This is a genomic window from Thiospirochaeta perfilievii (assembly GCF_008329945.1).
Lineage (GTDB): Bacteria > Spirochaetota > Spirochaetia > DSM-2461 > DSM-2461 > Thiospirochaeta > Thiospirochaeta perfilievii.
Genome location: NZ_CP035807.1, coordinates 1171078 through 1185379 on the forward strand (window position 1 = coordinate 1171078; position 14302 = coordinate 1185379).

General features: G+C 31.7%; 18 protein-coding genes. 11 read left to right on the top strand and 7 right to left on the bottom strand.

The window, feature by feature from the left end; all coding sequences use genetic code 11:
* Positions 1-4: 4 nt before the first annotated feature.
* Together EW093_RS05455 and EW093_RS05460 are read right to left on the bottom strand one after the other, a co-directional pair.
* Complete coding sequence (locus EW093_RS05455; protein WP_187759847.1) at positions 5-547, bottom strand: ATP-binding protein; 543 nt, start codon at positions 545-547, stop codon at positions 5-7.
* A complete protein-coding gene (locus EW093_RS05460) occupies positions 547-1026 on the bottom strand; it encodes an NADH-quinone oxidoreductase subunit NuoE family protein (RefSeq protein ID WP_149567424.1) in 480 nt (159 codons plus the stop codon). Before EW093_RS05460 ends, EW093_RS05455 begins: the two co-directional genes overlap by 1 nt.
* 165 nt (positions 1027-1191) lie before the next feature.
* Here EW093_RS05460 and EW093_RS05465 point away from each other — a divergent pair, with 165 nt between their 5' ends.
* Genes EW093_RS05465 through EW093_RS05490 form a run of 6 tightly spaced genes read left to right on the top strand, consistent with a single transcriptional unit; the run spans position 1192 to position 5846 of the window.
* On the top strand, positions 1192-1806 hold the full coding sequence (locus tag EW093_RS05465) for a redox-sensing transcriptional repressor Rex (protein ID WP_246745073.1): 615 nt from the start codon (positions 1192-1194) through the stop codon (positions 1804-1806).
* A 2-nt stretch (positions 1807-1808) separates the two neighbouring features.
* A complete protein-coding gene (locus EW093_RS05470; RefSeq protein ID WP_149567425.1) occupies positions 1809-2723 on the top strand; it encodes a CBS domain-containing protein in 915 nt (304 codons plus the stop codon).
* Positions 2720-3046, top strand: a complete 327-nt coding sequence (locus EW093_RS05475) for a DRTGG domain-containing protein (RefSeq protein WP_149567426.1) — start codon at positions 2720-2722, stop codon at positions 3044-3046. Before EW093_RS05470 ends, EW093_RS05475 begins: the two co-directional genes overlap by 4 nt.
* Entirely contained in the window at positions 3046-3753 is a 708-nt protein-coding gene (locus EW093_RS05480; protein WP_149567427.1) for a PHP domain-containing protein, read from the top strand. Before EW093_RS05475 ends, EW093_RS05480 begins: the two co-directional genes overlap by 1 nt.
* A gap of 45 nt (positions 3754-3798) precedes the next feature.
* A complete protein-coding gene (locus EW093_RS05485) occupies positions 3799-5151 on the top strand; it encodes a sensor histidine kinase (RefSeq protein WP_149567428.1) in 1353 nt (450 codons plus the stop codon).
* Between the two features lie 2 nt (positions 5152-5153).
* Positions 5154-5846, top strand: coding sequence for a response regulator transcription factor (locus EW093_RS05490; protein WP_149567429.1), 693 nt, complete (start codon positions 5154-5156; stop codon positions 5844-5846).
* On the opposite strand, the gene EW093_RS05495 is transcribed toward EW093_RS05490, so the two are convergent.
* Positions 5843-6100: a rhodanese-like domain-containing protein gene (locus EW093_RS05495; RefSeq protein WP_187759848.1), complete on the bottom strand. Its 258-nt coding sequence runs from the start codon at positions 6098-6100 to the stop codon at positions 5843-5845. The genes EW093_RS05490 and EW093_RS05495 overlap by 4 nt on opposite strands.
* 118 nt (positions 6101-6218) lie before the next feature.
* Between EW093_RS05495 and EW093_RS05500 the strand changes: the two genes are divergently transcribed.
* Complete coding sequence (locus EW093_RS05500; protein WP_149567431.1) at positions 6219-7574, top strand: MATE family efflux transporter; 1356 nt, start codon at positions 6219-6221, stop codon at positions 7572-7574.
* 46 nt (positions 7575-7620) lie between these two features.
* Positions 7621-8676 (top strand): fibronectin type III domain-containing protein, encoded by a 1056-nt coding sequence (locus EW093_RS05505; RefSeq protein ID WP_149567432.1) that lies wholly within the window; start codon positions 7621-7623, stop codon positions 8674-8676.
* Positions 8677-8719: 43 nt separating this feature from the next.
* On the opposite strand, the gene EW093_RS05510 is transcribed toward EW093_RS05505, so the two are convergent.
* Complete coding sequence (locus tag EW093_RS05510; RefSeq protein ID WP_149567433.1) at positions 8720-9046, bottom strand: thioredoxin family protein; 327 nt, start codon at positions 9044-9046, stop codon at positions 8720-8722.
* 119 nt (positions 9047-9165) lie between these two features.
* Here EW093_RS05510 and EW093_RS05515 point away from each other — a divergent pair, with 119 nt between their 5' ends.
* The 3 genes from EW093_RS05515 to EW093_RS18060 all read left to right on the top strand — a co-directional run bounded on the left by EW093_RS05515 (position 9166) and on the right by EW093_RS18060 (position 11061).
* Positions 9166-9924, top strand: a complete 759-nt coding sequence (locus tag EW093_RS05515) for an Rpn family recombination-promoting nuclease/putative transposase (protein WP_149567434.1) — start codon at positions 9166-9168, stop codon at positions 9922-9924.
* Positions 9925-10091: 167 nt separating this feature from the next.
* Entirely contained in the window at positions 10092-10568 is a 477-nt protein-coding gene (locus tag EW093_RS05520; protein ID WP_149567435.1) for a helix-turn-helix domain-containing protein, read from the top strand.
* Between the two features lie 214 nt (positions 10569-10782).
* Complete coding sequence (locus EW093_RS18060; RefSeq protein ID WP_425473397.1) at positions 10783-11061, top strand: integrase core domain-containing protein; 279 nt, start codon at positions 10783-10785, stop codon at positions 11059-11061.
* Between the two features lie 265 nt (positions 11062-11326).
* Here the strand turns inward: EW093_RS18060 and EW093_RS05530 are convergent, their stop codons facing one another.
* Genes EW093_RS05530 through EW093_RS05540 form a run of 3 tightly spaced genes read right to left on the bottom strand, consistent with a single transcriptional unit; the run spans position 11327 to position 13694 of the window.
* A complete protein-coding gene (locus tag EW093_RS05530) occupies positions 11327-11698 on the bottom strand; it encodes a hypothetical protein (RefSeq protein ID WP_149567437.1) in 372 nt (123 codons plus the stop codon).
* A gap of 38 nt (positions 11699-11736) precedes the next feature.
* Entirely contained in the window at positions 11737-12294 is a 558-nt protein-coding gene (locus EW093_RS05535; RefSeq protein WP_149567438.1) for a hypothetical protein, read from the bottom strand.
* Positions 12295-12296: 2 nt separating this feature from the next.
* Positions 12297-13694, bottom strand: coding sequence for a hypothetical protein (locus EW093_RS05540; RefSeq protein ID WP_149567439.1), 1398 nt, complete (start codon positions 13692-13694; stop codon positions 12297-12299).
* Between the last annotated feature and the right edge of the window lie 608 nt (positions 13695-14302).

The window sequence follows — 14302 nt, forward strand, 5'->3', positions numbered from 1 at the left end:
ACTCCTAATTATCTAATTCCTGGGATTCTATGAACTCCTTAAGGAGAATCATATTTGTAACCAGTGTTAAATCACCTAATACATCAAGTAATTCGCTTCTGGTTATAGTATAACTAAGCTTCCGCTCTCTATCTTCTCTATTAAAAATGAACTCATATTCACCATCAAATGATAAACATGAAATCAAAAGATCTGTGATCCCACCTATTGGAGGTGTATCCCAGTGGTTTAAGTTAAATGTAGCACTTAATGCTGTTCCCTCTCCTAAAACTGACTTTAGATGAAATGAACCATCGGTCATCTCTGTTGTCTGTATAAGAAAAGGAATTCCTAAACCCACCCTACGATTTTTATGTTTTATTCCATCGGTATAAAATGGGTCTTTAACCCTATCCAATGTAGACTCATCCATTCCTTTTCCATCATCTGTAAGATTAACTTCTAGGAAGGATTTATCCTGAATAAAATCCAGGGTTATTGTTTTGGAATTAGCTTCCACTGAATTCTGAAAAAGATCCAGAACCATATCACATAGAGAGTAGTGCACTACTTAGATCTATATTTTGCAAGAATCTCAGGTAGATCATCTGCTGAAAGTTTTCCATACACCTCATCACCAACGGTAATAAGTGGAGCTAACCCACAACAACCAACACATCTAACACCCTGTAATGAAAACTCTTCATCATCAGTTGTACAGTTCACACCACATCCAAGAAGTGTTTCACACTCAGCCATTAAGTCTCCAGCACCCTTAATATAACATGCAGTACCCATACAAACTGAAATGATATTTTTTCCTGGTTTCTTTAATTTAAAGAAGTGGTAAAAAGTAATTACACCGTAAACTTTAGCTAACGGTACATCTAAGTTCTTCGCTAACTCGATTGCTGCTGCTCTAGGAATATAACCATAGTGCTCTTGAGTTTTGTGAAGAATCATAATTAGATTTCCTGGTTTATCTCTCCATAAATCAATGAATTCCAATAAACTCTTAGGAAGCTCTATCTTCTCTTCTGTAGGCATAATACCTCCTGACAATATATTCTACAAAAATTTTTATGTTGTTATTATATTCCATCTATTGTGTTAATTCAATAGTTATTTATCTAAATAACTATTCTATTGTGTTCTAGTTAGTTTTAAAAATATAGTATTTACAAATATTGTGAATAGAGGTACATTAAAAAAATGATTAACGATGAGACTGTAACTAGATTTATAAAATATAACAGAATACTTTCACAATTAAAAAGTTTAGGGATGGCTAGAGTATTCTCAAACAACTTAGGGGACGCAATTGGTGTTACACCAGCTTTAGTAAGGAAGGATTTTTCAAGATTTGACCTTACAGGAAATAAACGTGGTGGGTATGAGATAGACCTGCTAATTGAAAAGCTGGATGAATTACTAGGAGGTAAGGGCCTAGAAAACATGATAATTATTGGATGCGGGAATATAGCAAAGGCACTAATTAATCATGGAGACTTCACCAAAGACGGGGGTAAGATTGTTGCCGGATTTGATATAGACCCACAGGTGGATAAATTTTCAGATATACCTATATATAATATTGATGTCCTAGAATCTTATATAAAAGAGCATGATATTAAGATTGGAATTTTAACAGTTCCTGAAGAGGCTGCTGCACTCATGTTTGAAAAACTTCTTGCGCTAGGTATAAAAGGGGTATTAAACTTTACCCCAGTGGAACTTAAGGGTTCCGACAGTTGCATAGTAAACAATGTAAATATTGGACTTGAGATAAAAAAACTAACTTACGAAGTTAAAAAGGCATTTGATTAATAATGGAAAATATACCAATAAATACTGACTCACCGTCTGTTATACAGGAGATTATTTACCAGTTAAAGATTAAGGATGTTATGAGTAAAGATCTAATAACTCTTAGGAAATCTGGAACAATGAGAAATGTCCAAGTAACAATGGCAAAGTATAAACTCTCTGCAATTCCTATTACCAATTCCATGAGAATATTAGGTCTAGTTAGTATTGAGGATATAATAAAGGCTTTAGACTACGGTTATATAAATGATAAAATTGAGAAGCATATGACTAGAAAGTTGATAGTTTTAGAGGATGATATGCCCTTGAGTTTTGCTATATCATATTTTAATAAGTATAACTTTGGAAGGTTCCCAGTATTAAATAAAGAGAAGGAGTTAGTTGGTATTATCTCGATGAGGGATATAAATGCAAAACTATTAGAGCACCTAAATAGTGCGATGCAGGCCCTTGAAAACTCTATTCTAAACGAAAATCCAAGTACAATTCAAAGTAACGAAAAAATATTTCAAACTACTAAATTTAATTTCGAAATAGCTGGAAAAGCTTCAACTGAGATAAAAAAGAGTCTAAAAAAGTTAAACCTAGATAGAAAATTTATTCGAAGAGTAGCTGTAGCTTCCTACGAACTTGAGATAAACCAAGTAGTTCACTCAGACGGAGGAACTATAAAAGCTATATTTGATAAGGATAAAATAACAATAATTGCAAAGGATAGAGGTCCTGGAATACCAGATTTAAAGAAAGCTCTAACGGAGGGGTTTTCAACAGCAAACGACTGGATAAGAAGCCTTGGATTTGGAGCTGGGATGGGTCTACCTAACTCTAAAAGAGTTGCTGATGGGTTTGATATAGAGTCATCAGAGAGTGGAACAACAGTTAAAGTTGATTTTAATATACCAAAGGAGTTGATATGAAAACAGATGAATTAGAGAAAAACCTCGGGTTAGTACCCGCCTATAATGATTATGAAATTAATAATATTGTTACTGGTTTCACATCGGATCTTTTAAGTGATGTAATGGGTAATGCGGATGAAGATAGTGTATTAATTACAATTCAAGCCCATAAAAATACAATTGCATGCTGCTCTCTAGCAGGAATTACTGCGGTTATTATATGTAGTGGAAGAAAAGTTCCCCAGGATATGATAGATGCAGCAAAGGATGAGGGTATTGCCATTTTTACAACAAAGGATAATCAATTTACAACTTCATTTAAAGTTCACGGAATATTATAATGAAGGTAAGGTGTGATCTACACATTCACTCCTGCCTAAGCCCCTGTGGGGATCTAGAGATGTCCCCCAACGCAATAGCCCAGGAGGCTAAAAAAAGAGGCCTGGATGTTATTGCATTAACAGATCACAACACAGCCCTTAATACCCCAGCATTTATGACCGCATGTAATAAAGCAGGTATTTTTGGTATATATGGCATAGAGATTACGTCCAGTGAAGAGGCCCATGTATTAGCACTATTTAAAAAACCAGAAACAGCTGTTGAAATGGGTAAGTTAGTATATAAAAGTCTACTATCTGGTAAAAATGATCCAGAAAAGTGGGGGGATCAAGTCTACTTAGATGATGATGAGAATATTATTGGAGAGGTAGAAAAGTATCTTACAGGGGGAGCGAGTATATACTCAATATCAGAACTTTTAGAGATGACCCTAAAAAGAGATGGTATATTTATTCCTGCCCATATTGATAAACCCCAATTTAGTATAAAAAGTCAGCTAGGTTTTCTTCCAGATGAGGAGTATAGTGCTATAGGCCTTACAAAGTTACCACCTATTATGGAGTTAAAAGGAAAGCCATTTATAACAAACTCCGATGCTCACTACTTACATAATATTGGAGATAGAAGTTTTACCTTAGATATAGAGGACCTATCTTTTTCTCATATAAAAGAGGCAATTGTTAGGGGAAAAATAACAATAAATTAATACTTTTTTAATAACTAGAAGTATAAACAAGTATATAATATTTTTATGACAATCATCACAAGACTCAAACTGTCCTACACATCACTAGTATTAGTACCATTTTTAGTATTTATTTTTACTTCAGCTTTTTATAAAGATGATTTTATGTTTACTATCCATGGTTTAAAACTCTCAGTGCAGACAGAGCAGTTTAATAGGGTGTTATACAAAACCCTAGATAATAACCCAGATTCAATGTTAACAGAGGAAAAACTAAGAGAACTAATATCCTATACAAAGTACCCTGAATATATTACATGTTTTGTAGTAATTAACGATAAAGTACAACTCTCTGTTGGTAGAGAGTTAAAAGTTATTGAAAGATATATACAAGAACAGAAATATCTCAATTACTGGATCTTTAATACCACAGATGGAAGAACTGCATCTGTATATTTTATAAATACAAGAAGACAGTATCAGACATTTCCAATTGGGATCTTATACCCAATTATATTTTATATTATTTTCATAAGTCTACTCTCTTATCTTACAGCAAAAAAAATAACTAGGCCACTTAATAAATTAAAAAATGCAGCACTAAGTATTAAGGATGAAGATTTTGATATTGACTTAAGCTACAATAAAGTAGATGAAATAAAAGATGTTTTTATAGCCTTTGATGAGATGAGGTTAAGATTAAAACACAATGTAGAGAAACAGTTAAAATATGAGAAGAGTAGAACAGAGCTTATTGCGAATATCTCCCATGACCTAAAAACACCTATTACTGCAATAAAAGGGTATATAGAAGGAATAGTCGATGGTGTTGCAAATACGCCACAAAAAATGCAGAAATACCACGAAACAATTTTTAGGAAAGTTAACCTATTAGATAGTTTAATTGATAACCTATTTCTATCATCAAAATTAGAACTTAGAAATGAGCCATTCCACTTTACCATTGTCAATTTAAACATGTTTTTATCAGACTTAATAGAAGAGATTCGTTTTGATAAACCTGACTTAAAAATAGACATAAACTCATCAAACAGTAAAACAATGATAAATGCTGACCCTATACAGCTACAAAGGGTTATTTATAACATAATTGGAAACTCTATAAAATATAATGATAAAGAGAGATGTGAAATCCTAGTTTCAATTGATACTGATACCAAATTTACAAAAATATCAATTATGGATAATGGAATTGGTATAGATACTGAAAATTTAGATAAAATATTCAATCAATTTTTTAGATCTGACCCTGCAAGATCATCATCCACCGAAGGGACAGGACTAGGGCTATCTATTGCAAAACAGATAATAAGAGAACATGGTGGAAAAATATGGGGAACTAACAATTCTAATAATGGAGTTACAATTAGTTTTACCCTGCCAATTATTAAGGAGTGAATATGAATAAAATATTAATCATCGAAGATGATATAAGTATCGCAGAACTAGAGAGGGACTACCTTGAAGCTGAGAATTTTATTGTTGATATTATTTCCGATGGGGAGAAAGGACTTTCCACGGCCCTAGGCAGTGACTACTCTTTAATTGTACTGGATGTAATGTTACCTAGTATGGATGGCTTTAAAATACTAAGAGAGATTAGGCAGAAGAAGGAGACTCCAATTTTGATGGTTTCTGCAAAAAAGGAGGATTTTGATAAAATTCGAGGTTTAGGCCTTGGAGCAGATGACTATATGACAAAGCCCTTTAGTCCAAGTGAGATGACAGCAAGGGTAAAGGCCCATATTAATAGGTATAACAAGCTATCTGGAGCATTAACTAATAATGAAACAATGAAAACTATAAATATAAGAGGCCTTGAGCTTAATAGAGAGTATAAAAGTGTAAAACACAATGGTGAACAGGTAATACTTACATCAAAAGAGTTCGAAATTCTCTATCTTTTAATGTCAAACCCTAACAAAGTCTATTCAAAACAGGAGATATTTGACCAAATATGGGGAGACTCCTACGGTGATATTTCTACCATTACGGTCCATATAAGAAAAATTAGGGAGAAGATAGAGAATGACCCATCTACTCCTGAATATATTGAAACACTTTGGGGTATTGGGTATAGGTTCCCCCTTTAAGTTCTACTTAGCATTTTACCTATGGAACCACCATTTGTAACATACTTATACCCTTGGGATTTTAGAATATTTAAAGCCGCTGCAGATCTACCACCACTTGCACAATAAATAGTTATTCTGTGGTCTGGATATATTTTATTCTTCCTAATTCCTTTAAAAAACTCATTGTATGGAATATTTATGGCGCCCTTAACATGGCCAGACTTAAACTCTCCCCTTGTTCTTACATCAATAATTACTAATTTACCTGCCAAAACAACCTCCACAAACAAAGTATATTAAAACCAATATATAGTAAATATACATAATATAGAAATAAATTATTCTCCTTAAAATATTGAAACAATAAAAATAAAATAGAATACTTTGTCTATGCATAAAAACGATTTATTAGAGGGTAGTATCCCTAAACATATGGTAAGACTAGCAATCCCAAGCATTGGTGGTATGTTAGCAATAATTCTATTTAATATAACAGACACTTTTTTTGTCTCTAAGTTAGGGATAAAACCATTAGCTGCTATGGGTTTTACATTTCCTATTGTAATGATAATTGGTGCATTCTCCTCAGGGATTAGTATGGGGTCAGGTTCAATACTTGCTAGGGCAATGGGGAAAAAAGACCACCAATTAATGAAGAGAGTAGCTACAGATGGAATACTATTATCTGTTTTGTCGGTAGTTATTATATCAACTATGGGGTTATTAACCATTACTCCACTTTTTACATTTATGAATGCAGATGCAAGTGTAGTTCCTCTTATAAAGGATTATATGGTTGTATGGTACTCAGGTGTAGTATTTGTAGTTATGCCTCCAGTTAGTGATTCAGCCATGCGAGCGATTGGAGATATGAAGAGACCATTTTATGTAATGATGGTTTGTGCTGTAGTGAATGTAATATTGGACCCTATTTTTATATTTGATAAGTTTACTTTTTTAATATTTGAAATCAAAGGCCTTGATATGGGTATTAAGGGTGCGGCTATTGCTACAATTATATCCAGGGCTTCTGGAGCAGTACTATCTTTATCATTTGTAAAATTTAAATATGGCCTTCTAGATTTTCATTATAAATCCATTTCCGAGCTTTTTATATCATGGAGAAATATTTTATCCATAGGTATCCCAGGTGCACTTGTTCGACTACTACCCCAGGTTGTCCGTCTTGTATTAACAAAAGTAACAGCTATAGTTGGTGGAACAGTTGCTGTTGCAGCAATAACGGCAGGTAGTAGAATAGAGAGTTTCTCCGCTGTTTTAAGCATGGCTGTAGGTGTAAGCTTAATGCCAATTATGGGTCAAAATTACGGCGCAGGAAAACATGAGAGGGTTGAGAGTACAAGAAAAATTATATTTAAACTCTCTATTATTTTTGGAGTATTTTTAACTATGCTGGCAACTCTTTTTTGGCGGCCATTAGGTGGAATATTCTCTACAAACCCTAGGGTAATAGAGTTAATTGGAATATATTTAGTTATTATGATGATCGGTTCAATTGGGTTAAACCAATATAACTGGTTATCAGAGGGATTAAATGCAATTGGCAAACCAAGGGTTTCATTAAAACTAAACGGCTATGGAACCATACTCCTTCTACTTCCATCCATGTTAATTGGTGCAAAAGCTGCAGGCTTTATTGGAATGGTTATAGGCCTTGCCCTAAGCCAAATAATCCTAGGTTTTATTGCTGAGAATAAAGTCAAAAAGACTTTACTAATACATTGATTCTACTTTAAAGTTATTTCAAAATTAAAAATATAAAAGGATATTTATGAAAAAACTATTATTAATAGCAATAATGTCAATATTATTGCTAATTTCATGTGACCAAATTGAAGGTCTTTTTAAAAACCCATCAACAGATGATACAGAAAACCCTACTGTTTCTAGCCTAAACATAACTCCATCGGAGATTACATCAAACTCTTTGGTTTTAACTTGGGAGTTAGCAAGTGATAACATTACTGAACAAAATGATTTGTTATACAAAGTGGAACAGAGCGTTAATTCAACAACAACTGTTTTACTTGATTGGGTAGCAAACAAGTCAACTTTAAACTTAACAGATCTAACAGAAGTGACTGAGTATGTTTATTCTGTTAAAGTTAAGGATCAAGCTGGTAACGAACTATCTTATAATACTCTTACACAAGATACACCACATATATATGAAGGGGTATGGGAATTCTACCAAGAGTCTGAAGATGGATCAAATAGTAATCACTATTTATTTACAATAGAAAAAAACTCAATTAAATTAAGAATCGAAGAAACAGAGGATTACCAAATAGAACTAATAATGGATCTAACAGTTGTAGATGACAAAATGACTTTTTCTCCAAACCAAGCAAGGAATTTACCAGATGGTGAATTTCTAGAGGATACAGATTCTCCAGAACTCACTATGTTCTATAGCGTTGATAAAGATAATATTATCTTTTATGAGGGCGATGAAACATCTTCAAATATTGCCTCCTGGATTTTAACAAGACAAGGATTTGAGGAATCAAGCTACAACGATGGAGAGTCTATAGTAGGAAGATGGGGTTGGTCCACAACATCAATTATATATAATGATGATGGTAGTTTTGAACAGCTAGAAGGGGATCAGGTTCAGGCAAAAGGAAACTATGAAGTACTAAATAATAATAAAAAATATAAACTTAATACTACTCATATATGGGATGCTAGTTCCCTTAAAGAACTTACAGAAGAAGAAAAGATTGATTATGCAACGGAAGGAGACCTCTACTTAGTTGATGGATTAATGTGTCAAGATCCTGGATATGGTATTGATAATACAAAGTATATCTATAAAAAAAGATAGTTAATAATAATGGAACTATTAATTTAGTTCCATTTATAATCTGCTAACTCTCCAACATTTTTGATATTCTTCCAATCCTGGAATCAATATCATCCATGGACATATACCTAGCCTCTCTAATACTCTCCCTGCCCTCTACAAATACAAGTAGTCCAGGAATCGTAAATAGCGAGTATTGACCTATAATTGTTTCATCATTATCTAGATTTATATAGTACTGATTAAGGTTTGGGTACTTATCTGCAATCATTTTTATTTTAGGTTTTAGGGCCTTACAAACACCACAGTTTGTTTTTGATAGGTAGACTAAAACAAACTGATTCTCTTTTATAGCTCCATCAAGCTCTTCTTTATTGAATAATTCTGTCATAATATAAAGATAGTCATATATAGTGTTTAAGTAAAGATATAAAAGGATTAAATAGTAATAATAAAATAGAGTCCTTAGACTATTATTAACCTATATAGAAAGTAGAATGAAAGATATCAATGATAGGCAATATTAAAAAGTATGAGTCAGATATTGTTTATGAAATATATTTTAAAGATAAACCAGTTTATATCTATATTTTGATGGAATTTCAGTCAACTGTATATAAAAAGATGCCAATTAGGCTTCTAAGGTACATATTAGAACTATATGAAGATAATGGTAGAAATAGTGAGTCTGGTTTATACCCTGCTATCTTTCCACTCTTACTTTACAACGGAGAATCTAAATGGACTGCTAAGAAGAACATTTCAGAGGTTATAGACAAAACTATACCTTTAAAATATATTCCAACCTTTGAATATTATCCCATTTTAATAAATGAGATATCTAGAAAGGATCTACTTAAAATACATAATGCTGTTTCAGCTATTTTCTATATGGAGAATACAGATTCGGAAGATTATAGAGAAGCAATTGATGATCTAGTGACTGTAATTAAAGATTCGAGTATACTAGAGACAAAGGTTTTTGCTAACTGGGTTAATAATTTTCTACTAAGCCAGGGTGAAGAGCTTGTATATGAAGATTTTGATAAGATTAAAAAACCTGAGGAGGTACTACCTATGATGGCTGCAAATATTGAACGGTATAGAGAAAAACTAATTAGTGAGGGTCTAGAACAAGGTATCAAGAAAGGTATAGAGAAAGAAAAAGTTGAAATCGCTATTAATCTATTAAAAGCTGGTTCAGAATATACTTTCGTAGCCAATATTACCGGATTATCTATTGAAGAACTAAAGAAAATAAAACTATAAATATATTACCAATATGCTATTATTAGTCAAAATTCGATAGCATATAGAAAATAATGATAATCTTTAAATTTGTTCTTAAATTAATTAACTTTTTACTATTTTACATCAGTAATAGAAACACGATAGTCCCTAAAGTTGCTCTTAAATGGCAAGAAAACAGAAGATATATGCGCTACTTTGAACAAAATAATATCAAACTACCCTTTTCTAAAGAAGAGAAGCTTTTCATATACTCTTTTTATTCAAAAAAGAAGAATATACATAAATATTTTACCCTTATAAAGCCTGAAACAATCCTCTATAGTTGGAAAAAAGCCATTAATAATATTTGGACTTACAATTCTACATGTAAAAGAAAAGGTAGACCACAGATTTCCTATAAGATTAGAAACCTTATAAAATCAATGAAAGTAGATAACTACTTATGGGGATGCCTTAGGATTAGAGATGAGTTAATAAAACTAAATATTGATATTTCTAGGGAAACTATTAGAAAAATTATTAGTGATTTTAGAAAACAGAATATTATTAAACCTAATTACTCATGGTCAACATTCCTTAGATCCCATTGGAACTCTCTTTTTGCCTGTGACTTTTTTACTGTAGATTTTTTTGTGGGATGCATACCGAGCAGTAAAACGTAGTTTTACGACTAGGGTTCTAAAAAATTCTATATATTTTTTATATTACAATTAAAAAGTAAAAATAGTCCACTGGAATATCACGACTAACCCAACAATCAAATTTTTAAGACAACAAATAAGACTCTTTGAAGAGAACTTCTCTAATTCATATTTAATACATGATAATTCTGGTGAATTAAAATATTTTCCTTATGAAGACTATAATATTACAGATATTCCAACGACCCCATATTCACCAAATATGAATGCGTACGCTGAAAGATTTATAAAATCAATTAGAAAAGAGTGTTTAGACTGGTTTATCATTTTCAAAGAAAAACAACTAAGAAATATTATTAAAGAGTACATCCATAATTACAATAATTATAGACCTCACCAGGGAATTAACGGTATACCGAACGGGAAATATCCACCAGAAAACAATAAAGGTAATATAAAGAAACAATCTTTATTATTTAGATTACACAACCACCATTACAGGGAAGCTAGTTAATAAAAAAATTAATATTTATATCTCAATTACGATTCAACAATGTAGGTTTATTATATAAATATTACTTAAAATAGAATATTGGTAAAATATTGTAAATTTAAAGATGAAAACTCTGCTTTGAAGCAGAGTTTTTTAATAAACTATAGTAATTATTAGTTCTTCCGTATTAAATTGTCACTACGAGTTTGGCTAACAGATGTATGCACATTACCCTACGTATCCATTTCGCAAGGCGAAAGCTTCGCTTTTATTATTTTAGTTACAATTACCAATACCTTTTAACCATTTTTAAATAATAACAATCTTCACCCTTAATTAGCCTATATGCATTACCATCATTATCAATTGCAAATCTTGGCATATCAGATCTTCTAGCTTCTTTGAAGTCAATAACAAAAAGTGTTAATAATTTACCAGTTTTATCAAAGACAAAACATCCTGCATAGGATGTCCAATAATAATTTCCATCTTTATCAATACCACTAAATTTTGCATCTTCTTCAAACTCTAATTCCTTAAAACTTTTTATCTCATCTCTGCTAAAAGATTTCTTAAAAAAAGATAAAAACTTAGAAGGACTCTTAGTGATGAACATATCGTTTTCAAATAAATATTTTTCTGATATGATTTTGAGCACAGAACTATTATTGGTAATATATTCTATTGCTTCATTATTTAATAATATAGAATAAGGTTTCTCATTTTCTTTTTAGTATCTATAACTACAAAACTATTATTTTTAGCTTCACCAATAAATAGATCTTCGAATATAGTAGAACCCCAGTAAATTACCTTTTGTGTAGATAGTCCTGTGTGTCCATCAAGAAAAGATCTACTATGAAATTCCATTGTATTAGTTTCCAAATCATATTTAAATACTGAATTTGATAAGATATCATAATTATATAAGTGATTGTTCTTTATTTCTAAGAATCCTGATACAGTATTTATATCAATATTTGGAAGAACTATAAAATCTGATAAATCATGTGATGCTTTTACAAATCTATTATTCCATTGATCCCCGAATATAAAATAATCCTTAGTGATTACTATATCTGTTATACTCTGATGTTCGGCACCTCCGTAATCATATTCTTTTCCTAATTGTCTAATGCTTTTACCGTATGGAATTTCTAATAAAGTTTCCATTGAAACTTTATTAATAGCTATTTCACAATATATTGTATTTATAGTTAATATAACTACTATTAAAGATACTATTCTTTTCATATTTATTCTCCTTTATTTAACCTTACAACACGCCAATGCCTATCATTTTCTACCCACCAGTTCAATGTTTGAGAGTTCCGTACCCAAGACAAGTTTGAACCTCCATCACTAAAATTAGATTCTATAATTTTACACTCACTCGGTATAATATTTCCTAAAGAATCCCTTCCAATACTTAGTACTATACCTATGTGCTTCCCTCCGCCAGGATTATTACTATCAGGATCTCCTATATGATAAAAAATATCACCTGGTTTAACAAAGTTATAGTTTCCTACAACTTTATATTTTCCTAGGTTATTAGTTTCACTATTAGATTTACCAACAATAAAAGTAGAATAATTTAAAGTACTGTTTTCATCCCTTAATTGTGAATCTTCTAATGTTCTAGGATAAGCTCTGTTTATGTTATTAGCAGGCCATTTATTACCACTAATATTAGCTGCATTTTGAGCAAATCCTATACAGTCAACACCTGCAGCCCTATCACTCCAATATTCCTTTCCAGCTAAAAATGTTCCGTTAGCCTCAGCATTATTAACAACAGAGTAGATAGATTCCCTAAACTCCTCAGAAGCTTGTATATTAGGATTTTTAGACCACTCAATAAGTCCCAATCCTGGAAGATAGAGATCTATGGACTGATCCTGTTCCTTCACATAATTGTCCCAGTTATTTTCAAATGCGGTTGTTTCATTCCAGCTTAATAATGATATCCCATGATCAGTAAAAGGTTCAGATTCATTAAGATCAGCAGTATAATCTTCAACTAACTCATTATACTTTTCAAGTGTAAACAAACTACGATCTGTAACATTTTCTAAATTGCCCCATTCTGTCTTAGCTTTCTTAAATCTAGTACCAACATTGTTATAGTACTCCGATAGCCTATTTTTCTGAACCAATATTTTATCATTAAACATGAATGGAGTATCACGACCATTTATAGTTGTTGTACTTTCAGGATAATTATATGCGACACTATCAAGTTTGTTAGTATCACCAAATATAGAATTATATTGTAGTATATCGACCACTTGTCCTCCATTTCCAACATTTTCTTCATCTCCATTGTGATTCCACTTATTTTCACTATACCATATAATTTCAGAATCATTTGAGTCTCCATTTGCTTTAACAAATCCAAATTCATTATAATGCTCCTCATCACTTAGACCCTTATTAAAAGTATCATTTATTGTTAATGGAGCATTCCATTTATATTTATCATTCCAATCCTCAATATTAGTTTCTTCTATATAAAGGTTAGCTCTCCATAGCATCTTCTTGTCATAAACTGCTATAAAGTCTTCATCTTTTGATACACCTGTTATTACTTCACTGTTTTTTTTACCAAATCTAAGTAAAAAGTCATCACCAGGTCTTATATTAGATTCCATAGGTCGTACTGCAAATTGGGTTAGAGTGACTCCTGTTGGAATTGTAAAAGATAATTTATTACTATTTACCTTTAGAGAATAACCTTCATCTAGTTCATATTGACCTTCTGAGTTTTCTGTATAAAACTCTGGATTATATATAACTTTATATGGACTCTCATTGCTGTTAAGAGGTTCACTACCAATAGGTTTTAGTTCAAATGTTGCTAATAAAATTGCATTTTTACCATTTAATGCATAAAACTTAAGTCCATCACCTTTATTTTGGTAAATATTAGAGTCTGCTTCTAATATTGTTTCTTCAGAATCATTAATCTTTTCTTGATAGTACTGGTCAAATGGAGGAAGTATTTCAATATCTCTATCACCCTCTTTTAGGTTTTCAATCTCTCCACTATAGTTACCTTTTATTCTGATAGAATCAAATTTATATAACTCTCCTGTATTTGGAATCCAAGGATAATCCTTTTTTTCATGTCTTAAATCTATATCTAAACCAATTAATGTAGTGTCTGGCTGCTCCGGGCTACGCTTAGCTTCGACCTAGCAAGTTTGTTTGGCTAACAGATGTATGCACATTGCCCTGCGTATCCATTTCGCAAGGCAAT